A 20,787-nucleotide genomic window follows, 5' to 3' on the forward strand; every position below is an offset into this window, starting at 1 on the left:
CACCCCGCAATAGAAAAATGACATAAAAATGACTGACTGCTGCATTCCACAGCAAAACACGCCCTTATACCTGATTACGCACAGACTTATCCACAATCCGCCAAAAGTACAAAAATTCGCGAGCACCGCGCAAACGTTTTCGTTACAATGCCCGCGCAAAAATAACCAGTCCCGTCTGGGGTATTAGCTGAGTTTTTGCATTATAAAAGGTGCCAAAGCTCAGCTAACACTCTCTGTTCAAGTCAAATCCAGGGGATTTACCATGCAACAACGTCGTCCAGTCCGCCGCGCACTGCTCAGTGTTTCTGACAAGGCCGGTATTGTCGAATTCGCACAGGCGCTCTCTCAGCGTGGCGTAGAACTGCTCTCTACCGGCGGAACCGCGCGTCTGCTGGCAGATAAAGGTCTGCCGGTGACCGAAGTCTCCGACTACACCGGTTTCCCGGAAATGATGGATGGACGTGTTAAAACCCTGCACCCGAAAGTGCACGGCGGCATTCTTGGCCGCCGCGGTCAGGATGACGCAATCATGGCGCAGCACGCTATCGCGCCGATTGATATGGTGGTTGTTAACCTTTATCCGTTCGCCCAAACCGTCGCTCGAGAAGGCTGCTCGCTGGAAGATGCGGTTGAAAACATCGATATCGGCGGCCCGACCATGGTGCGCTCCGCCGCGAAGAATCACAAAGATGTCGCTATCGTTGTAAAGAGCAGCGACTACAGCGCCATTATTAATGAGATGGATGCTAACGAAGGTTCGCTAACGCTGGAGACCCGTTTCGATCTGGCTATTAAAGCCTTCGAACACACCGCGGCTTACGACAGCATGATCGCCAACTACTTCGGCAGCCTGGTTCCGGCCTATCACGGCGAGAGCAAAGAGCCTGCTGGCCGCTTCCCGCGCACTCTGAACCTGAACTTCATCAAGAAGCAGGATATGCGCTACGGCGAAAACAGCCACCAGCAAGCTGCCTTCTATATAGAAGAAGAGGTAAAAGAAGCCTCCGTTGCCACCGCGCAGCAGCTGCAAGGCAAGGCACTCTCTTATAACAACATTGCTGATACCGATGCAGCACTGGAGTGCGTGAAAACGTTCAACGAACCGGCTTGCGTGATTGTGAAGCACGCCAACCCGTGCGGCGTTGCGGTCAGTGGTTCGATTCTGGATGCTTACGATCGCGCTTACAAAACCGACCCGACTTCCGCATTCGGCGGCATTATTGCTTTCAACCGTGAACTGGATGCCGCCACTGCGCAGGCGATTATCTCCCGTCAGTTTGTTGAAGTGATCATTGCCCCGTCTGCCACCGAAGACGCGCTGAAAATCACCGCAGCCAAGCAGAATGTCCGCGTACTGGTGTGTGGCGAATGGGCGCAGCGTGTTCCGGGTCTGGATTTCAAACGCGTGAATGGCGGCCTGCTGGTTCAGGATCGTGACCTGGGCATGGTGACGGCAAATGAACTGCGCGTGGTCAGCAAGCGCCAGCCCACTGAGCAAGAGCTGCGTGATGCGCTGTTCTGCTGGAAAGTCGCGAAATTCGTGAAATCCAACGCCATTGTGTATGCGAAAGAGAACATGACTATCGGTATTGGCGCAGGCCAGATGAGCCGCGTTTATTCCGCAAAAATTGCCGGGATCAAAGCCAGTGACGAAGGCCTGGAAGTGAAAGGTTCGGCAATGGCCTCTGACGCCTTCTTCCCGTTCCGCGACGGTATTGACGCAGCCGCAGCCGTTGGCGTGACCTGCGTTATCCAGCCTGGCGGTTCCATCCGCGATGACGAAGTGATTGCGGCTGCCGACGAGCACGGCATTGCAATGATCTTCACCGACATGCGTCACTTCCGCCATTAATCCACGGAGCAGACAATGAAAGTATTAGTAATTGGTAACGGCGGGCGCGAACATGCGCTGGCCTGGAAAGCCGCCCAGTCACCGTTGGTAGAAACCGTTTTTGTTGCGCCGGGTAATGCGGGCACGGCGCTGGAGCCGACGCTGCAAAACGTGGCGATTGGCGTCACCGATATTCCGGCCCTGCTCAGCTTTGCGCAGAACGAGAAAATCGATCTGACCATTGTTGGCCCGGAAGCACCGTTGGTGATTGGCGTGGTTGATGCGTTTCGCGCTGCGGGTCTGAAGATTTTTGGCCCAACGCAGGGTGCTGCGCAACTGGAAGGGTCGAAAGCGTTCACCAAAGATTTTCTCGCCCGCCATAATATTCCTACGGCGGAATACCAGAACTTTACTGACGTTGCGCCCGCACTGGCTTACCTGCGTGAGAAAGGCGCGCCGATCGTGATCAAAGCCGACGGCCTGGCGGCAGGGAAAGGTGTAATTGTCGCCATGACGCTGGAGGAAGCCGAAGCGGCTGTCCACGATATGCTGGCGGGTAACGCCTTTGGCGATGCGGGCCACCGTATTGTGATCGAAGAGTTCCTTGATGGCGAAGAAGCAAGCTTTATCGTGATGGTCGACGGTGAACACGTGTTGCCGATGGCCACTAGCCAGGATCACAAACGTGTTGGCGACGGCGACACCGGCCCGAATACCGGTGGAATGGGCGCTTACTCACCTGCTCCGGTCGTCACTGATGAAGTGCATCAGCGCGCGATGGATCGTGTGATATGGCCAACGGTGCGCGGGATGGCGGCTGAAGGAAATACCTATACCGGGTTCCTGTATGCCGGTCTGATGATCGACAAACAGGGCAATCCGAAGGTTATCGAGTTCAACTGCCGCTTTGGCGATCCAGAAACCCAGCCAATCATGCTGCGTATGCAATCCGATCTGGTAGAGCTGTGCCTGGCAGCCTGTGAAGGCAAGCTGGACGAGAAAGTCTCTAAATGGGATGAGCGCGCGTCGCTGGGCGTGGTGATGGCCGCCGGGGGTTATCCGGGCAACTATCACAACGGGGATGTGATCCACGGTTTACCGCTGGAAGAAGTGGCGGACGGGAAAGTATTCCATGCGGGCACCAAACTCGCCGACGACGATCAGGTGCTGACCAACGGCGGGCGCGTGCTGTGCGTTACCGCGCTGGGTAACAGCGTTGCCGAAGCGCAGCAGCGTGCTTATGCGTTAATGGCGGATATTCACTGGGATGGCAGCTTTAGCCGCCGGGATATCGGTTACCGCGCGATTGCTCGCGAGCAGAACAAGTAACATCATCACATCTGTTGCCGGGTGGCGCTACGCTTACCCGGCCTACATTAATTTTCAGAAACTCTTCTCTGTCGGCTGCCAGTGGCAGAAATCTTCATTGGCCACCAACAAAAGCTGCGCACCATCCGGCGCTTCCAGCCACGCCACGCTGACCGCCAGCGACGAGTGGCGCTGCCGCTGTGCAATATGGTCTAACGCCCACGTATCCAGTTCTGGCGTCACCGTCTGCCCTTCACAGGTTTGCACTGTATTATTCGCCTGCCAGCGTCCCTGACGCAGCACCACGCGCCCCTGACGTAGCGCATCACTGGTCTGGCGGATCTGCTCAGCACGATAGCGATACAGCGCAATCTGGTCACTGGAGAGTTGCTGTTTGTGGCCGTTGACTTCACGCTGCATAAAACTCAGTTCGCCGCGATCGTCGAAACGCACACGAATATGCTCGGGCGATTTGCCGTAGATATTCAGTTCGATGAGGGTTAACGCATCGCCTTGCCAGCGATACTCACCTAAAGAAGTGTCCCCGTGATGCCACGGGCTAAAAGCGGAAAGCAGATGGATCTCACCGCCGGAATCTTTACGCCAGATCCGCACCGCGCCTTGATCGCCGGCAAAACCGCTGGCGGTAAACGGAGGCAACGAGGGATCGTGGCTGCATGCAGTTAACAACAATACGCCCGCCAGCGCCAGCGAACGACGCCAGAATGACAAAAGGGGCGAAACCGCCCCTTCGATAAAACTGTTCACTGCCACGCCGTCTTACTTAACAGAGTCTTTCAGTGCTTTACCAGAAACAAATGCCGGCACGTTAGCTGCGGCGATTTTGATTTCTTTACCGGTCTGCGGGTTGCGGCCAGTACGCTCAGCGCGGTGGTTCACTTTGAAGGTACCGAAACCAACCAGTTGTACCGCATCACCTTCTTTCAGAGACTCAGTAATAGCAGCCAGGGTGGATTCCAGTGCAGCTTTTGCCTGCGCTTTAGACAGATCAGCCTTGTCTGCAATTACATCAATCAGTTGAGTCTTATTCATAAGTTATCCTTTCAATGTGTTTATCGCTTGCTAAGCATCGAGTGCGACGGAAATGCCTCAAAAGCACTCTCCTGCATACACGCACCGATAGCCACTTTTTTTCGCCCCCCAAATGTAGACCAGACGGGGGTCAGAAGGGAAGCCTTCAGGCGCGACAAAACAGGCCTTAAATCACGTTTTATTGTCTCATTGCTGCAAATTTATACCGATATTGCTGTCGCCGGCCTCACGCAGGTCTGCGCGCAAGCCTTTAATCAGCTCAATATCGCGTTCTTCACAGGCAGCCAAAAGGCGGAAAATCTCCCACTGAATATCCCATTCCTGCTCAACAGCGGGGTTCAATCGCAGCTCTTCCTCGGTCATTTCGCGCTCCGCCTGGGTCATCTCCAGCATCGCAACGGTCGTGATCGAGGTCTTGCTGACTTCGATAGCATGCTCCAGCGTTTCACCGCTCAGACGAGAATGAATCAACTCACTCAGCGCCACGCAGGCATCAATCGCCGGGTACACACCGTACAGATCATAATCATCGGCAGAAGGAATCGCTTCTTCCAGCTTCTCCAGCTGGCTGTCGAAATTCACTTTCGCATCTTTGACGATTTGCGTTTCCCACACCAGGTCAAGGATACGACGGTAAACCTGGGCATCGCCAAACCCGGTCTGCTGACAAAACATGGCGTAATTGGGGTACATCCGCTCGCACAGGCAGGCCATAAACACAACGTGCTGCCAACTTTCCTGCTTTTCCAGCCGCAGATGAATCGGGTTTTGTAACATGATCGCGTCTCAAAATCGGTAATGCGCGGCAGTTTACCTGATATCGCGCTGAATTGCCTGCCAACGCGCAAATGCCGGGCGACCGGATGCCACCGCGTCTGCCCAGCGTGTCGGTTCCGGCAAGCGATAGCCTTTCATGCAGCGCTGCACCCACGCCAGCGCGCTATCCTGGCTGACACGGTGGCCGGTAGTGACAAACAGCGGATTACAACGGGCTTTGCTGCGCCAAACCCACGCCAGCTTCTCGCCTTTATCGATCAGCGGCGACAACGCACCTGGCTCATCGTCAAGCGGCTCAAACTTGCCACACAGTCGTTTTTTCGCCACGCCGATAGTCGGCACATCCACCAGCAGACCAAAATGGCTGGCAACGCCCAGACGGCGCGGATGGGAAATGCCGTGGCCGTCGACAAATAGAAGATCCGGTTTTTGCGACAGCATATCCCACGCTTCCAGCAGCGCAGGATATTCGCGAAAAGAGAGGAAACCGGGAATATAGGGCATGGTGGTGGCGATGCGCGCGACTTGATATTCCACCAATTCAAGAGAAGGCCAGGCGAGCAGCACCATCGCCGCACGCGTCACTTCACCACCCTGCTCGAAACCGACATCCGCCCCGCCGATCAACGTCGGCGGATCTTTATCAAGACGATCCTCGCGGATCACAGAAGAAGCCAGTTCACGTTGTTGAGCGCGTAGTGACGCGAGATCCATATTCTCTCCTTACTGATGCCAGGAGGCCGACAGACGGTGAACCGCCTCGACAAATACTCCTGCATGTTCCGGTGGAACATCCTGATGGATGCCGTGACCGAGGTTAAACACATGGCCTTCGCCTTTGCCAAAGCCAGACAGAATTGTAGACACTTCTTCTTCAATACGCGCAGGCGGAGCATAAAGCATGGACGGATCCATATTGCCCTGCAACGCCACTTTGTCACCCACACGACGGCGCGCATCGGCGATATCCGTCGTCCAGTCAAGGCCCAGCGCATCACAGCCAGTGGCAGCCATTGCTTCCAGCCACTGCCCGCCGCCTTTGGTAAACAGCGTGACCGGTACGCGGCGGCCTTCGTTTTCGCGCAGCAGGCCATCAACGATTTTATGCATGTAATAAAGCGAGAATTGCTGATAGTCGCGCCCGGTCAGCACACCGCCCCAGGTATCGAAAATCATCACCGATTGCGCACCCGCGCGGATCTGCGCGTTGAGGTATAAGGTGACGCTTTGCGCCAGTTTATCCAGCAGCGCGTGCAGCGTGAGCGGCTCGGCGTACATCATCTTTTTAATGACGGTAAAGGCTTTGCTGCTACCGCCTTCAACCATATAGGTCGCCAGCGTCCAGGGGCTGCCGGAAAAACCGATCAGCGGCACGTCGCCTTTCAATTCACGGCGGATGGTGCGCACGGCGTTCATCACGTAACCCAGTTCGTTTTCCGGGTCCGGCACGGGCAGCTTATCGACATCCGCCTTACAGGTAATGGGCGAAGTAAAACGCGGCCCTTCACCGGCTTCAAAATAGAGACCCAGCCCCATCGCGTCTGGCACGGTGAGGATATCTGAGAAAAGGATCGCCGCATCAAGCTCATAGCGGCGCAGCGGTTGGAGCGTCACTTCGCAGGCCAGATCCGCATTCCGGCACAGCGACATAAAATCACCCGCTTGCGCGCGGGTTGCTTTGTATTCCGGTAAATAGCGGCCTGCCTGGCGCATCATCCATACCGGCGTTATATCTACTGGCTGGCGCTGGAGCGCGCGCAAGTAACGATCGTTTTTCAGTTCGGTCATTGTCAGTTCCTTAAGCGTCAGGCCGCCAGTATATACACCTTATTCTTCGTCGTCTGCCCGACACATCGCCACGGTATCCTCGATCAGACGGCGCGCGACGGTGCCCGGCGGCGGTAACAACGGCAGGTTGTCATAACGATACCAACCGGCATCCAGCAGCTCTTTCGGGTCGATGTGGATGTCGCCGCTGTCATATTCCGCCATAAACGCCGTCATCAGCGATTGCGGGAAAGGCCACGGCTGAGAAGTGACATAACGCAAATTTTTGATTTTGATACTGCTCTCTTCCATCACTTCGCGCGCAACGGCCTGCTCGAGGGTTTCGCCGACTTCAACAAACCCGGCAAGCACCGTGTAGACACCGTTACGGTGGCGCGTGTGTTGTGCCAGCAGGATGCTGTCGCCCCGACGGATCGCGACGATGATGCAAGGCGCAATTTGCGGATAGTAGCGCTCGCGGCAATGGTCACAGAGCAGGGCCCATTCGGTTTTGCTGGGATGCATGGTGTGTCCGCAGTAACCGCAAAACTGGTGCGAGCGGTAAAATTCTGCCAGTTGAACGCCGCGCCCGGCCAACTGGAACAAGCCCACGTCCTGGTCGATAAGCAGGCGCACCGATCCCATGTCCTGGCGGCGATTCTGGCGGACCATCCACACCGTTTCACCCTGCCATTCGCCGATATTTAACGCGTTTTGCCCCACAAGATCGAAATTTCCTGCCTCTCCATGTGGTAATTCTCCCGCGGGCAACCATAATTTTTGTTCATGGCTGACGATCCACCAGCCACGATCGCGTGCTTCAAGAATACGTAACATTGCACTACCTTAGCTTCACTGGCATGTTGTTAATATTATTATTACATCGTTTTTACACTTACATTTTGCGGAGTCATTTATGCTGAACCAGTTAGAAAGCCTGACAGAGCGCGTTGGCGGAAGTAACAAACTCGTCGATTACTGGCTACATGCGCGTAAGCAGCTTCTTATCTCATATTACGATCTGGTGGGAATTAAGCCTGGCAAGGGGTCGTATATGCAGCTTAACGAAAAAGCGCTGGACGACTTTTGTCATCACCTGGTTGAATATCTCTCCGCCGGTCATTTCAATATTTATGAACGCATCATCAGCGAAATGGAAGGCACCAGCCCATTTTTAGCGGCAACTCAGCTTTACCCTCAGCTCGAGGCCAACACCAGTGAAATCATGAATTATTATGATTCGAGCCTGGAAAACGCCATCGATGACGATAACTGTCTGGAGTTCCAGCAGGCGCTTTCAGACATCGGTGAGGCGCTGGCCGCGCGCTTTACGCTGGAAGATAAACTGATCGTGCTGGCGTTTGATAACCATCTTAGCGAGAGTGCCAATGACGAAACCGGGATGGCGCGCCCGGCTTGAGTTCTTGAGCATTAGCGCGTAGTTTAAAAAGCTGTCCCCCGTCTCCGGGCGGGGTTTTTCTTGTCGGAGTGCCACTGTTTTACACAAAAGCTTTCGTTCTGTGTCAAGGCGGCAAATCTGTGAATCCCCTGGAGCTTACATCAAGTAAGTGACCGGGGTGAGCAGATGCAGCCACGAAAGATGAAGTGTAAAAAGGCTGAGACCGTTAATTCGGGATCCGCGGAACCTGATCGGGTTAAGACCTGCGAAGGGAACAAGAGTAATCCATTCACACAGCCACCCTCACGGGCGGTTTGCTGTCATTACTCCATCCGTCGTCTGACAAGCCATCTCCTTCAACACTGGAATGAGCTATGTCTACAACTAAACTTTCACGCCGTGAACAACGCGCTCAGGCGCAACATTTCATCGACACCCTGGAAGGCACCGCTTTCCCCAACTCCCACCGGATTTACATCACTGGTTCACAGCCCGATATCCGCGTACCGATGCGCGAAATCCAGCTTAGCCCAACGCTCACTGGCGGGACGAAAACGCAACCGCAGTATGAAGAAAACGAAGCTGTGCCGGTGTACGACACCTCCGGCCCGTATGGCGATCCGGCGATTACAATTGATGTGCAGCAAGGTCTGGCGAAGCTGCGCGCACCGTGGATTGCCGCTCGCGATGATAGCGAAACGCTGGAACAGCGCAGTTCAGCTTATACCAACGAACGTTTAGCGGATGACGGCCTCGACGAGCTACGTTTTCGTGGCTTACTGACACCGCGCCGCGCCAAAGCGGGCCAGTGCGTTACCCAGTTGCACTATGCCCGCAAAGGGATCGTGACCCCGGAAATGGAGTTTATTGCTCTGCGCGAAAATATGGGTCGCGAGCGCATTCGCAGCGAAGTGCTGCGCAGACAACACCCCGGCGAAGGCTTTGGCGCACGCCTGCCGGAAAATATCACGCCAGAGTTTGTCCGCGATGAAGTCGCCGCCGGGCGGGCGATTATTCCGGCCAACATTAACCACCCGGAATCGGAACCGATGATTATCGGCCGCAACTTCCTGGTGAAAGTGAACGCCAATATCGGCAACTCGGCGGTGACGTCTTCCATCGAAGAAGAGGTGGAAAAGCTGGTGTGGTCAACGCGCTGGGGCGCAGACACGGTGATGGATTTATCCACCGGGCGTTATATTCATGAAACCCGCGAATGGATCCTGCGCAACAGCCCGGTCCCGATCGGCACCGTGCCGATCTACCAGGCGCTGGAGAAGGTCAACGGGATCGCTGAAGATCTTACCTGGCAGGCATTTCGCGACACGCTGCTCGAGCAAGCCGAGCAAGGGGTGGACTATTTCACCATCCATGCGGGCGTACTGCTGCGTTACGTACCAATGACCGCCCAGCGCCTGACCGGCATTGTCTCGCGCGGTGGCTCCATTATGGCGAAGTGGTGCCTCTCCCATCATCAGGAAAACTTCCTTTACACCCACTTCCGTGAAATCTGCGAAATCTGCGCCGCCTACGATGTTTCGCTCTCATTAGGCGACGGCCTGCGCCCAGGATCTATCCAGGATGCCAATGACGAAGCGCAATTTGCCGAGCTACACACCCTGGGCGAACTGACCAAAATCGCCTGGGAATATGACGTTCAGGTGATGATCGAAGGCCCCGGCCATGTGCCGATGCAGATGATCCGCCGCAACATGACCGAAGAGCTGGAAAGTTGCCACGAAGCGCCGTTTTACACCCTTGGACCGCTCACCACCGATATCGCGCCGGGTTACGACCATTTCACCTCGGGGATTGGCGCGGCGATGATCGGCTGGTTTGGCTGCGCGATGCTCTGTTATGTCACGCCGAAAGAGCACCTCGGCCTGCCAAACAAAAAGGACGTGAAGCAGGGGTTGATCACCTACAAAATTGCCGCTCACGCTGCTGACCTGGCGAAAGGCCACCCTGGTGCGCAGATCCGCGATAACGCCATGTCGAAAGCACGTTTCGAGTTCCGCTGGGAAGATCAGTTCAACCTCGCGCTCGACCCGTTCACCGCTCGCGCCTATCACGATGAAACCCTGCCGCAGGAGTCCGGCAAAGTAGCGCACTTCTGCTCAATGTGCGGGCCCAAATTCTGCTCAATGAAAATCTCCCAGGAAGTGCGTGATTACGCGGCGGCGCAGGCTATCGAAGTCGGTATGGCGGATAAATCCAGCGACTTTCGCGCACGCGGCGGCGAAATCTACCTCAAAAAGGAGGAAGCCTGATGTACCAGCCTGATTTCCCAGCGGTGCCCTTTCGCCTGGGGCTTTATCCGGTCGTTGATAGCGTAGAGTGGATTGCCCGCCTGCTGGATGCGGGCGTGCGCACGCTGCAACTACGCATCAAAGACAAACGCGATGACGAAGTTGAAGACGACGTAATTGCGGCGATTGCGCTGGGACAGCGCTACAACGCGCGGCTGTTTATCAACGATTACTGGCAACTGGCAATCAAGCACCAGGCTTACGGCGTTCATCTGGGTCAGGAAGATCTGGAAACCACTGACTTAAGCGCGATCCGCAAGGCCGGGCTACGCCTTGGTGTTTCAACCCATGATGATATGGAAATCGACGTCGCGCTGGCGGCACGCCCCTCTTATATCGCCCTCGGCCACGTTTTCCCGACGCAAACCAAACAGATGCCTTCCGCCCCACAGGGGCTGACGCAACTGGCTCGCCATATTGCGCGCCTGGAGGATTACCCGACGGTCGCTATCGGCGGCATTAGCCTGGCGCGTGCGCCGGAGGTGCTGGCAACCGGCGTCGGCAGCATAGCGGTGGTCAGCGCCATTACCCAGGCGGGTGACTGGCGACAGGCCACGCATCAGTTGCTGGAACTGGCGGGGGTGGGCGATGAATGACAATGATTTTATGCGCTACAGCCGCCAGATCTTACTGGAGGATATCGCCATCGCCGGGCAGCAAAAGCTGCTCACCAGCCGGGTGCTAATTGTCGGTCTCGGCGGCCTTGGCGCACCGGCTGCGGTCTATCTGGCCGGTGCGGGCGTTGGCACACTGGTGCTGGCGGATGATGACGCCGTGCACCTGAGCAATTTGCAGCGGCAGATTCTGTACACCACCGACGATATCAATCAGCCCAAAACCGACGTCACGGCACGGCGATTGCACGCGCTAAACCCCGACATCGAACTGATTTCCCTGCAACAGCGGCTCAGCGGAGAGATCCTGCTCGAGCAGGTTGCCTGCGCGGATGTGGTGCTCGATTGCAGCGACAATATGCAAACGCGTCAGGCGATTAATGCCGCCTGTGTCGCCCTCGATATCCCATTGATTACCGCCAGCGCAGTTGGTTTTGGCGGCCAGTTGATGGTGCTCACCCCGCCGTGGCAGCACGGTTGCTACCGCTGTTTGTGGCCGGATGAACATGAACCGCAACGCAACTGCCGTACGGCCGGCATCGTTGGCCCGGTGGTCGGCATTATGGGCGCCATGCAGGCGCTGGAGGCCATCAAATTATTGAACGGCATGCAGTCTACTCTCGGTGAGTTGCGGCTGTTTGACGCCCGCACCAATCTCTGGCGAACACTGGCCCTGCATCGCGCCAGCGATTGCCCGGTTTGTGGGGGGCGGCATGCAGATACGCTTCAATGATGAACCGATGAACTGCGCGGCAGCGCTGTCCGTTGCCACGCTATTGCGTCAGCTTAATCAGTTAAAACCAGGCGTCGCGCTGGCGCTGAATGAACAGATCCTGCCGCGCGAGCGCTGGGAAGAACAACTGGTGCAGGACGGCGATCGCATCCTGCTGTTTCAGGTTATCGCAGGGGGATGAGATGTTACGTATTGCAGATAAAACGTTTTCTTCACGGCTATTTACTGGCACCGGCAAGTTCGCCACACCGCAAATGATGGTGGACGCGATTCACGCTTCTGGCGGTGAACTGGTGACGCTGGCGATGAAACGGGTCGACTTACGCCAGCATAACGATGGTATTTTGCAGCCGCTGCTCGACGCGGGTGTGACATTGCTGCCCAACACCTCCGGGGCGAAAAACGCGGAAGAGGCTATTTTTGCCGCCCAACTGGCGCGCGAAGCGCTGGGCACGCACTGGCTGAAACTGGAAATCCACCCCGATCCGCGCTGGCTGCTGCCGGATCCGATTGAAACCCTGCACGCGGCAGAAAAACTGGTGCAGATGGGCTTTGTCGTTCTGCCCTATTGCGGAGCCGATCCGGTATTGTGCAAACGCCTCGAAGAAGCCGGTTGCGCGGCAGTGATGCCACTCGGCGCGCCAATTGGCTCCAATCAGGGGCTGGAAACCCGCGCCATGCTGGAAATTATCATTGAACAGGCCAATGTTCCGGTAGTGGTAGATGCGGGGATTGGCGCACCAAGCCATGCGGCACAGGCGCTGGAGATGGGCGCGGATGCCGTGCTGGTGAATACCGCTATCGCCGTGGCGGACGATCCGGTGAATATGGCGCGCGCGTTTCGCCTGGCGGTAGAAGCCGGTGCACTGGCGCGTCAGGCCGGGCCGGGTGCACGTCAGCGTTTTGCCACCGCCACCAGCCCGTTGACCGGTTTTCTGGAGGCCATGCAATGAACACCTTTAGCGACCGCTGGCAGCAACTGGACTGGGACGACATTCGCCTGCGCATCCACAGCAAAACCGCCGCCGATGTCGAACGCGCACTCAACGCCCGGCAAATAACCCGTGACGATATGATGGCGCTGCTTTCGCCAGCGGCCAGCGAGTTCCTTGAACCGCTGGCACAAAAGGCGCAGCGGCTTACCCGCCAGCGCTTTGGCAACACGGTAAGTTTTTACGTCCCGCTCTATCTGTCGAATCTCTGCGCCAACGACTGCACCTATTGTGGTTTCTCCATGAGTAACCATCTGAAGCGCAAAACGCTGGATGAACAGGAAATCGCCCGCGAATGTGCAGCGCTACGCGAGCTGGGATTTGAGCATCTTTTGCTGGTTACCGGCGAACATCAGGGCAAAGTGGGAATGGATTATTTTCGCCGCCATTTGCCCGCCATTCGCCGCCAGTTCGCTTCACTTCAGATGGAAGTCCAGCCGCTTTCTCAGCAGGATTATGCCGAGCTAAAAACACTCGGTCTGGATGGCGTGATGGTCTATCAGGAGACCTACCACGAAGCCCAGTATGCCCGGCATCACTTGCGCGGCAAAAAGCAGGATTTTTTCTGGCGGCTGGAAACCCCGGATCGGCTGGGCCGTGCGGGGATCGACAAGATCGGGCTTGGCGCGCTAATGGGTCTGTCTGATAGCTGGCGCGTGGACTGCTATATGGTGGCGGAGCACCTGCTGTGGCTGCAACAGCACTACTGGCAGAGCCGTTTTTCGGTCTCATTTCCCCGCCTGCGTCCGTGTGCCGGGGGGATTGCGCCTGCATCACTGATGGATGAGCGCCAACTGGTGCAAACCATCTGCGCGTTTCGCCTGCTGGCGCCTGATGCAGAACTGTCGCTGTCGACGCGTGAATCGCCGCATTTTCGCGATCACGTCATCCCGCTGGCTATCAATAATGTCAGCGCTTTTTCCAAAACGCAGCCGGGTGGCTATGCCGATAATCACCCGGAACTGGAGCAGTTTTCGCCCCACGACGGTCGTCGACCGCAGGAAGTTGCCGATGCACTGATGGCTCGCGGGCTGCAACCCGTATGGAAAGACTGGGATAGCTGGCTGGGACGCTCGCCGCAAAAAAACAGCAACCCGCTGATAACGGGTTAATTTTTTTCGGCCCGCTACGTAAAACGAAAACCGGGCGATGGTATTGCTTCGCCCGGTATCGCACTCTTGCACCGTCAGATTATGCGACTGACCGGAGCGGATGTTTTTTCCCTCTTCCGCTCCGCCCCACCGCCTGACAGATACGCTATCCCCTGGTAGCCCCTATACTGTTATCTGCCTCACTTTTGCATGTTCAAGGACCAGAAAATGCACAGCAGAAAACTGTCGTTTACCACGCCGATGTTGGTCAGTCTCGCCGGGATTTTCCTCAGCTTTATAGTCATTGCCGTGCTGGTTACCGCCGGTCAGCGCAAAGAGATGCTGGAGGAATACCATGCCATAAACCATAACTTTGCCCATAACATGGCGGTGAATTACACGCAGTCGCTCCTGCGGGAAAATGACTATATCCTCAATCGCGCCGCCGCGTTCTTTGCGCACAATGATCAACTTAATGCCACCGTGAATATCGACCGGGAGCATGGGCTGAAAGAGTTGATGCAGTTACTGGCGCTCATGCCTTCGGTATCGTCTATCTCCCTTGCCGATTCGCAAGGGCACTATCTGCGCGTGCCGCAGGTCATCGCCACCAGCGAAAGCCAGCTTTTCGACGCCAGAACCCGGCCCTGGTTTATGCATCAGGCTGAAGCCAGCATGTTTAATCACTACACGCATACCTACACGGATTTTTTTACCCGCCGACCCACAGTGACGATTTACAAACCGGTGATAGATGCGAATGGCAAATTGAAGGGCACGCTGGCTTTTCATCTCGACCTTCCGTCATTGGGTTATACCCTGCGTATTATGCAAGCGCCGATGCCGGGCGAATATTTCGTTGTCGATCGCGAAGGCAAAGTGATGCTGCATCCCGATACCGGTGCGCTGTTTAAAACCGCTATCAGCCCGATGCTGCTGGCAGATATGACCAGCGGAGAAGGCACGTTTTACGATAAGAACAGCGACCATTGGTATTACTACTACGCCTTTACCAACCCGGCGTGGCTTGTGGTTTACAAAGTAGAGGCCAGCACGCTGGACAAGCGCATTCGCCACCAAAGTTTGCTCATTAGCTGGGGATTTGGCACTGCGGCTGTGATGATTATTCTGTTCGGTCTCTATCTGCGCCATGCTGCGCGCACGGTGCTGATGAACATCCTGAATGCGATAAAAACCGGCGATGTGAAGCGTGCACCAAAACTGGAAGCCATGCTGAGCACAGCCATTGAAAGTAACAAAGAGCGCGAGCAGTCATGGGTGCGGCAAGCCACGATGGATGCACTGACCAACTGCAAAAACCGCCGCGCCTTCGATAGCGATATTGCCGCGCTGATGAACGATCACCAGCCATTCGCCCTGGCGCTGGTGGATATCGATAACTTCAAATCTATTAACGATACCTGGGGTCATCAGAACGGCGATATTGTGCTGCGCAACGTCGCCCGCGAAGGGATTCAGGTATTACAACCGCACGGTATTTCCCTCTACCGCTACGGCGGGGAGGAATTCGCGGTGATCTTCCCGCAGCAGCATCTCAATGATGCGCTGACATTGCTTGAGCAGTGGCGGCAAAATGTTGCCAATCGTCGATGGCGCGAAGACGGTCTGGCAGTGACATTTAGCGCAGGCCTGGGCGAGTGGCATATGGAGACGCTTGATCATCTGGTCACCAGGGTAGACGAAGCCCTGTACAAAGCGAAACGAAAAGGCAAAAACCGCGTCTTGCAGGCAGTAAATGATTGAGCGATGAAGAAGTGTCAGGTTGTAACCGGTTTCACTCTGCGCAGGCTTTCTTTGTGATGCCATACACACAATCGCGGCAAAGCGGTTGTTGAAGCCAGCGGCAGAAGATAATTATCAGTAATCCCATCAACACCGAGGCTGACTATGAAAAACATCGTTTTATGCTGTGCAGCAGGTATGTCCACCAGCATGTTGGTGCAACGCATGAAAGACGCGGCGCAAAAAAAAGGCGTCGACGTCATCATCAAAGCGGTTCCTGTTGCGGAATTTAAAGATGAAATTGCAACGGCGGATATCGTGTTGCTGGGGCCGCAAGTCAAATACGAGCAGGCAAAATTGCAGGCTCAGGCTGAACCGCTGGGCAAGAAGGTGGCGGTAATCGACATGATGGATTACGGCATGATGAAAGGTGATGTCGTACTGGAAAAAGCCCTTAAGCTACTGGAGTGAGCGCGTGGAAGATTTAGAAACCATCATTATGGAATTGCTGGTTAATGCCGGGGCAGCACGCAGCCAGGCATTGACCGCTTTGCAGATGGCACGAAAAGGCGATTTTGACGAAGCGGAAAAAGCGATGGAGGAATCACGCGAATTCGTTAAAGCCGCGCATAAAATTCAGACGCAATTAATCGGGCTGGATGAAGGCACCGGCAAGCTGCCGGTCAACCTGATCACCGTTCATTCGCAGGATCACCTGATGAACGCGATGGTAATCCAGGATCTGGCGGGCGATATGATTGAACTTTATCGCCGGTTGCCACCGCGCGATTAACGTTTTCTTTCCTGTGTCTGACACTGTGCCCGCTTTGCCGGGCATTTTTATTGCCCCCGGGAGTTGGAAGGCAAAAAAAAACCCGCCGAAGCGGGTTTTTTATGACGAGAAACGATTACTCGTTGTCTGAACCACCCAGACCTGCGTTCAGCAGTTCTGCCAGGCTCGCGGACGCATCTTCCGCAGTCACCTGCGGTGCTGCCGGCAGTTCGCCAGCGGCGCGACGGCGCATACGATCCTGGTGGTACGCGTAACCGGTACCGGCCGGGATCAGACGACCCACGATCACGTTCTCTTTCAGACCGCGCAGTTCGTCGCGTTTGCCCGCAACGGCTGCTTCGGTAAGCACACGCGTCGTCTCCTGGAACGATGCCGCGGAGATGAAGGACTCGGTAGCCAGAGACGCTTTGGTGATACCCAGCAGATCGCGAGCATACGTTGCCGCAATTTTGCCGTTCGCTTCCAGTTCGCGGTTAGCGATCTTGACGCGAGAGTATTCAACCTGCTCACCTTCCAGGAAGTCGGAACTTCCTGCGTTAGCGATGGTGGCTTTACGCAGCATCTGACGAACGATAACTTCGATGTGCTTATCGTTGATCTTAACGCCTTGCAGACGGTAAACGTCCTGTACTTCGTTGGTGATATAACGCGTTACCGCGTGTACGCCACGAAGACGCAGAATGTCGTGCGGTGCTTCCGGACCGTCAGAAACCACGTCACCACGTTCTACACGTTCACCTTCGAACACGTTGAGCTGACGCCATTTCGGAATCATCTCTTCGTACGGATCGCTACCGTCAACCGGCGTGATCACCAGGCGGCGTTTCCCTTTGGTCTCTTTACCGAAGGAAATGATACCGCTGATTTCAGCCAGGATTGCCGGCTCTTTCGGACGACGTGCTTCGAACAGATCCGCAACGCGCGGCAGACCACCGGTAATATCCTTGGTACCGCCGGATTCCTGCGGAATACGCGCCAGGGTATCACCAGAGCTGATCTGTACGCCATCTTCCAGCTGAACAATCGCTTTACCCGGCAGGAAGTACTGTGCAGGCATATCGGTGCCTGGGATCAGTACGTCGTTGCCATTGGCATCAACGATTTTCAGTGCCGGACGCAGGTCTTTACCACCAGAGGTACGCTCTGCGGAGTCCAGAACCACCAGCGAAGAGAGACCGGTCAGTTCGTCGGTCTGACGGGTAATCGTCTGACCATCGATCATGTCAGTGAAGCGGATGAAACCCGCCACTTCAGTGATAACCGGCATGGTGTGCGGATCCCAGTTTGCAACGGTTTCGCCGCCAGCAACCTGCTCGCCATCACCCTTCGCCATGACCGCACCGTAAGGCACTTTATAGCTTTCTTTGGTACGACCGAATTCGTCGATCAGTTTCAGCTCAGTGTTACGGGAGGTGACAACCAGTTTTCCGCTGGAGTTAACAACCGACTTCGCGTTGCTCAGACGGATGCTACCTTTGTTTTTCACCTGGATGCTGGATTCAGCAGCCGCACGAGATGCCGCACCACCGATGTGGAACGTACGCATCGTCAGCTGTGTACCCGGCTCACCGATGGACTGTGCCGCGATAACGCCGATAGCTTCACCCTTGTTGATGATGTGGCCACGCGCCAGGTCACGACCATAGCAGTGGGCGCACACACCAAAGTCGGTGTCACAAGATACAACGGAACGCACTTTGACGGAGTCAACAGAGTTCGCTTCCAGCAGGTCACACCACTGTTCGTGCAGCAGCGTGTTGCGCGGAACCAGAATATCTGCGGTGCCCGGCTTCAGAATGTCTTCAGCAGTTACACGACCCAGAACGCGATCGCGCAGCGGCTCTTTAACATCACCACCTTCGATAACCGGCGTCATGGTGATCCCTTCGAGGGTGCCACAATCGTCTTCGGTTACTACCAGGTCCTGCGCTACGTCTACCAGACGACGCGTCAGGTAACCGGAGTTCGCGGTTTTCAGTGCGGTATCCGCCAGACCTTTACGCGCACCGTGCGTGGAGATGAAGTACTGGAGTACGTTCAGACCTTCACGGAAGTTCGCGGTGATCGGCGTTTCGATGATGGAGCCATCCGGCTTCGCCATCAGACCACGCATACCAGCAAGCTGACGAATCTGGGCGGCGGAACCACGCGCACCGGAGTCGGCCATCATGTAGATGCTGTTAAAGGAAACCTGCTGCTCTTCAACGCCGTCACGGTTAATAACGGTTTCAGTTTGCAGGTTATCCATCATCGCTTTGGATACGCGATCGTTCGCCGCAGCCCAAATATCGATAACTTTGTTATAGCGTTCGCCAGCGGTTACCAGACCAGACTGGAACTGCTCCTGAATCTCGGCAACTTCCGCTTCCGCTTCAGAGATGATCTCGTGTTTCTTCTCCGGGATGACCATGTCATCGATACCAACAGATGCACCTGAACGCGCTGCATAAGCAAAGCCGGTGTACATCGTCTGGTCCGCGAAGATAACGGTCGGTTTCAGGCCCAGAATGCGGTAACAGGTGTTCAGCATTTTGGAGATAGCCTTCTTGCCCAGCGCCTGGTTGACGATGGAGAAAGGCAGACCTTTCGGTACGATCATCCACAGAATGGCACGGCCAACGGTCGTGTCTTTCAGGCTGGTTTTCGCAACGAATTCGCCGTTAGCATCTTTTTCATACTCGGTGATACGCACTTTAACGCGCGCATGCAGAGAGGCCAGGCCAGCGCGGTAAATACGCTCAGCTTCTTTCGGGCCAGTCAGCACCATGCCTTCGCCTTTGGCGTTAACACAGTCACGGGTCATGTAGTACAGACCCAGTACAACGTCCTGAGACGGAACGATGATAGGTTCGCCGTTCGCCGGAGACAGGATGTTGTTGGTAGACATCATCAGCGCACGCGCTTCCAGCTGGGCTTCCAGCGTCAGCGGTACGTGAACTGCCATCTGGTCACCATCGAAGTCGGCGTTATATGCCGCACAAACCAGCGGGTGCAGCTGGATTGCTTTACCTTCGATCAGAACCGGTTCAAACGCCTGGATACCCAAACGGTGCAGGGTTGGTGCACGGTTCAGCAGTACCGGGTGTTCGCGGATAACTTCGTCCAGGATATCCCAAACGACAGCTTCTTCGCGCTCAACCATTTTCTTCGCAGCTTTGATGGTGGTGGCGAGGCCACGCAGTTCCAGCTTGCCGTAGATGAACGGTTTGAACAGCTCCAGCGCCATTTTCTTCGGCAGACCGCACTGATGCAGACGCAGATATGGACCTACGGTGATAACAGAACGACCGGAGTAGTCAACACGCTTACCGAGCAGGTTCTGACGGAAACGACCCTGTTTACCTTTGATCATATCGGCCAAAGATTTCAGCGGACGTTTGTTGGAACCGGTGATCGCACGACCGCGACGACCGTTATCCAGCAGGGCGTCAACCGCTTCCTGCAACATACGTTTTTCGTTGCGTACGATAATGTCCGGTGCCGCCAGATCCAGCAGGCGTTTCAGACGGTTGTTACGGTTGATCACGCGACGGTACAGATCGTTCAGATCCGACGTTGCGAAACGACCACCGTCCAGCGGAACCAGCGGACGCAGGTCCGGCGGCAGCACTGGCAGAACGGTCAGGATCATCCACTCCGGTTTGTTACCAGACTGTACGAACGCTTCCAGCAGCTTGATACGCTTGGTCAGCTTCTTACGTTTGGTTTCGGAGTTGGTTTCATTCAGTTCTTCACGCAGCTGTTCGCATTCCTGCTCCAGATCCATGCTTTTCAGCAGGGCCTGAATCGCTTCTGCGCCCATCTTCGCGTCGAATTCGTCACCGAACTCTTCCAGCGCGTCCAGGTACTGTTCTTCGGTCAGGATCTGGTTACGCTCCAGATTGGTCATACCGCCTTCGATAACCACATAGGATTCGAAGTACAGAACACGTTCGATATCACGCAGCGGCATATCCAGCAGCAGGCCGATACGGGACGGCAGAGATTTCAGGAACCAAATGTGCGCGGTCGGGGAAGCCAGCTCGATGTGGCCCATGCGTTCACGACGCACTTTAGTCTGGGTCACTTCAACGCCGCACTTCTCACAAATCACACCGCGGTGTTTCAGGCGCTTGTACTTACCGCACAGGCACTCATAGTCTTTTACTGGCCCGAAAATACGCGCACAGAAAAGGCCGTCACGCTCAGGTTTGAACGTACGGTAGTTGATGGTTTCCGGCTTTTTAACTTCACCAAAAGACCATGAACGGATCATGTCTGGCGAAGCCAGAGCAATTTTGATCGCATCAAACTCTTCGGTTTTAGTTTGCGCTTTCAGAAACTTTAATAAGTCTTTCACGGATTTGCTCCCGTCGGAGTTAGCACAATCTGGTGTCG

19 protein-coding genes and 1 riboswitch are annotated in these 20,787 nt (G+C 55.6%); of the genes, 12 read left to right on the forward strand and 7 right to left on the reverse strand.

All coding sequences use genetic code 11. The features are described from left to right. The first annotated feature begins 262 nt into the window (after positions 1 to 262). Together purH and purD are read left to right on the forward strand one after the other, a co-directional pair. Positions 263 to 1,852 (forward strand): bifunctional phosphoribosylaminoimidazolecarboxamide formyltransferase/IMP cyclohydrolase, encoded by a 1,590-nt coding sequence (gene purH, locus Q5705_20080; GenBank protein ID WLI76833.1) that lies wholly within the window; start codon positions 263 to 265, stop codon positions 1,850 to 1,852. A 15-nt stretch (positions 1,853 to 1,867) separates the two neighbouring features. Continuing rightward, the gene (gene purD / locus Q5705_20085) at positions 1,868 to 3,160 is read left to right on the forward strand and encodes a phosphoribosylamine--glycine ligase (GenBank protein WLI76834.1); all 1,293 of its coding nucleotides are present in this window, start codon (positions 1,868 to 1,870) and stop codon (positions 3,158 to 3,160) included. A 54-nt stretch (positions 3,161 to 3,214) separates the two neighbouring features. Here the strand turns inward: purD and Q5705_20090 are convergent, their stop codons facing one another. From Q5705_20090 to nudC, 6 genes are all read right to left on the reverse strand, one after another. Further along, on the reverse strand, positions 3,215 to 3,907 hold the full coding sequence (locus Q5705_20090) for a DUF1481 domain-containing protein (GenBank protein ID WLI76835.1): 693 nt from the start codon (positions 3,905 to 3,907) through the stop codon (positions 3,215 to 3,217). 12 nt (positions 3,908 to 3,919) lie between these two features. Then, a complete protein-coding gene (hupA, locus tag Q5705_20095) occupies positions 3,920 to 4,192 on the reverse strand; it encodes a nucleoid-associated protein HU-alpha (GenBank protein WLI76836.1) in 273 nt (90 codons plus the stop codon). A 186-nt stretch (positions 4,193 to 4,378) separates the two neighbouring features. Continuing rightward, positions 4,379 to 4,969, reverse strand: a complete 591-nt coding sequence (locus tag Q5705_20100) for a YjaG family protein (GenBank protein WLI76837.1) — start codon at positions 4,967 to 4,969, stop codon at positions 4,379 to 4,381. 33 nt (positions 4,970 to 5,002) lie between these two features. Continuing rightward, positions 5,003 to 5,683 carry a deoxyribonuclease V gene (gene nfi, locus Q5705_20105; protein ID WLI76838.1) on the reverse strand — a complete coding sequence of 227 codons (681 nt, stop codon included), beginning with the start codon at positions 5,681 to 5,683 and terminating at the stop codon, positions 5,003 to 5,005. 9 nt (positions 5,684 to 5,692) lie between these two features. Further along, complete coding sequence (gene hemE, locus Q5705_20110; protein ID WLI76839.1) at positions 5,693 to 6,757, reverse strand: uroporphyrinogen decarboxylase; 1,065 nt, start codon at positions 6,755 to 6,757, stop codon at positions 5,693 to 5,695. Positions 6,758 to 6,796: 39 nt separating this feature from the next. Continuing rightward, on the reverse strand, positions 6,797 to 7,573 hold the full coding sequence (gene nudC, locus Q5705_20115; GenBank protein WLI76840.1) for an NAD(+) diphosphatase: 777 nt from the start codon (positions 7,571 to 7,573) through the stop codon (positions 6,797 to 6,799). A 79-nt stretch (positions 7,574 to 7,652) separates the two neighbouring features. On the opposite strand from nudC, the gene rsd reads away from it, so the two are divergent. The 10 genes from rsd (at position 7,653) to Q5705_20165 (ending at position 16,410) form a co-directional block, all read left to right on the forward strand. Beyond that, the gene (gene rsd / locus Q5705_20120) at positions 7,653 to 8,156 is read left to right on the forward strand and encodes a sigma D regulator (protein WLI76841.1); all 504 of its coding nucleotides are present in this window, start codon (positions 7,653 to 7,655) and stop codon (positions 8,154 to 8,156) included. 143 nt (positions 8,157 to 8,299) lie between these two features. Further along, a riboswitch (TPP riboswitch) is annotated at positions 8,300 to 8,426 on the forward strand. A gap of 83 nt (positions 8,427 to 8,509) precedes the next feature. Continuing rightward, positions 8,510 to 10,405 (forward strand): phosphomethylpyrimidine synthase ThiC, encoded by a 1,896-nt coding sequence (gene thiC, locus Q5705_20125; GenBank protein WLI76842.1) that lies wholly within the window; start codon positions 8,510 to 8,512, stop codon positions 10,403 to 10,405. After that, a complete protein-coding gene (thiE, locus tag Q5705_20130; GenBank protein ID WLI76843.1) occupies positions 10,405 to 11,040 on the forward strand; it encodes a thiamine phosphate synthase in 636 nt (211 codons plus the stop codon). The genes thiC and thiE overlap by 1 nt, the downstream gene beginning before the upstream one ends. Further along, positions 11,033 to 11,791, forward strand: coding sequence for a HesA/MoeB/ThiF family protein (locus Q5705_20135; GenBank protein ID WLI76844.1), 759 nt, complete (start codon positions 11,033 to 11,035; stop codon positions 11,789 to 11,791). Before thiE ends, Q5705_20135 begins: the two co-directional genes overlap by 8 nt. Further along, the gene (gene thiS, locus Q5705_20140; protein ID WLI76845.1) at positions 11,772 to 11,972 is read left to right on the forward strand and encodes a sulfur carrier protein ThiS; all 201 of its coding nucleotides are present in this window, start codon (positions 11,772 to 11,774) and stop codon (positions 11,970 to 11,972) included. The genes Q5705_20135 and thiS overlap by 20 nt, the downstream gene beginning before the upstream one ends. A 1-nt stretch (position 11,973) precedes the next feature. Further along, on the forward strand, positions 11,974 to 12,744 hold the full coding sequence (gene thiG / locus Q5705_20145) for a thiazole synthase (GenBank protein ID WLI76846.1): 771 nt from the start codon (positions 11,974 to 11,976) through the stop codon (positions 12,742 to 12,744). After that, complete coding sequence (gene thiH, locus Q5705_20150) at positions 12,741 to 13,895, forward strand: 2-iminoacetate synthase ThiH (GenBank protein ID WLI76847.1); 1,155 nt, start codon at positions 12,741 to 12,743, stop codon at positions 13,893 to 13,895. The genes thiG and thiH overlap by 4 nt, the downstream gene beginning before the upstream one ends. A 207-nt stretch (positions 13,896 to 14,102) precedes the next feature. Continuing rightward, positions 14,103 to 15,638 carry a diguanylate cyclase gene (locus Q5705_20155; GenBank protein ID WLI76848.1) on the forward strand — a complete coding sequence of 512 codons (1,536 nt, stop codon included), beginning with the start codon at positions 14,103 to 14,105 and terminating at the stop codon, positions 15,636 to 15,638. Positions 15,639 to 15,782: 144 nt separating this feature from the next. After that, the gene (locus tag Q5705_20160) at positions 15,783 to 16,088 is read left to right on the forward strand and encodes a PTS sugar transporter subunit IIB (protein ID WLI76849.1); all 306 of its coding nucleotides are present in this window, start codon (positions 15,783 to 15,785) and stop codon (positions 16,086 to 16,088) included. A gap of 4 nt (positions 16,089 to 16,092) precedes the next feature. Then, positions 16,093 to 16,410, forward strand: coding sequence for a PTS lactose/cellobiose transporter subunit IIA (locus tag Q5705_20165; protein ID WLI76850.1), 318 nt, complete (start codon positions 16,093 to 16,095; stop codon positions 16,408 to 16,410). Between the two features lie 115 nt (positions 16,411 to 16,525). On the opposite strand, the gene rpoC is transcribed toward Q5705_20165, so the two are convergent. Beyond that, on the reverse strand, positions 16,526 to 20,749 hold the full coding sequence (gene rpoC / locus Q5705_20170) for a DNA-directed RNA polymerase subunit beta' (protein WLI76851.1): 4,224 nt from the start codon (positions 20,747 to 20,749) through the stop codon (positions 16,526 to 16,528). Between the last annotated feature and the right edge of the window lie 38 nt (positions 20,750 to 20,787).

This window comes from Kosakonia sp. H02, from assembly GCA_030704225.1.
In the GTDB taxonomy this organism is placed as follows: Bacteria; Pseudomonadota; Gammaproteobacteria; order Enterobacterales; family Enterobacteriaceae; genus Kosakonia.

Coding starts and splice junctions, on each gene's coding strand:
- purH (WLI76833.1), top strand. CDS start 263: ATGCAACAACGTCGTCCAGTCCGCCGCGCACTGCTCAGTGTTTCTGAC.
- purD (WLI76834.1), top strand. CDS start 1,868: ATGAAAGTATTAGTAATTGGTAACGGCGGGCGCGAACATGCGCTGGCC.
- hupA (WLI76836.1), bottom strand. CDS start 4,192: ATGAATAAGACTCAACTGATTGATGTAATTGCAGACAAGGCTGATCTG.
- Q5705_20100 (WLI76837.1), bottom strand. CDS start 4,969: ATGTTACAAAACCCGATTCATCTGCGGCTGGAAAAGCAGGAAAGTTGG.
- nfi (WLI76838.1), bottom strand. CDS start 5,683: ATGGATCTCGCGTCACTACGCGCTCAACAACGTGAACTGGCTTCTTCT.
- hemE (WLI76839.1), bottom strand. CDS start 6,757: ATGACCGAACTGAAAAACGATCGTTACTTGCGCGCGCTCCAGCGCCAG.
- nudC (WLI76840.1), bottom strand. CDS start 7,573: ATGTTACGTATTCTTGAAGCACGCGATCGTGGCTGGTGGATCGTCAGC.
- rsd (WLI76841.1), top strand. CDS start 7,653: ATGCTGAACCAGTTAGAAAGCCTGACAGAGCGCGTTGGCGGAAGTAAC.
- thiC (WLI76842.1), top strand. CDS start 8,510: ATGTCTACAACTAAACTTTCACGCCGTGAACAACGCGCTCAGGCGCAA.
- thiE (WLI76843.1), top strand. CDS start 10,405: ATGTACCAGCCTGATTTCCCAGCGGTGCCCTTTCGCCTGGGGCTTTAT.
- Q5705_20135 (WLI76844.1), top strand. CDS start 11,033: ATGAATGACAATGATTTTATGCGCTACAGCCGCCAGATCTTACTGGAG.
- thiS (WLI76845.1), top strand. CDS start 11,772: ATGCAGATACGCTTCAATGATGAACCGATGAACTGCGCGGCAGCGCTG.
- thiG (WLI76846.1), top strand. CDS start 11,974: ATGTTACGTATTGCAGATAAAACGTTTTCTTCACGGCTATTTACTGGC.
- thiH (WLI76847.1), top strand. CDS start 12,741: ATGAACACCTTTAGCGACCGCTGGCAGCAACTGGACTGGGACGACATT.
- Q5705_20155 (WLI76848.1), top strand. CDS start 14,103: ATGCACAGCAGAAAACTGTCGTTTACCACGCCGATGTTGGTCAGTCTC.
- Q5705_20160 (WLI76849.1), top strand. CDS start 15,783: ATGAAAAACATCGTTTTATGCTGTGCAGCAGGTATGTCCACCAGCATG.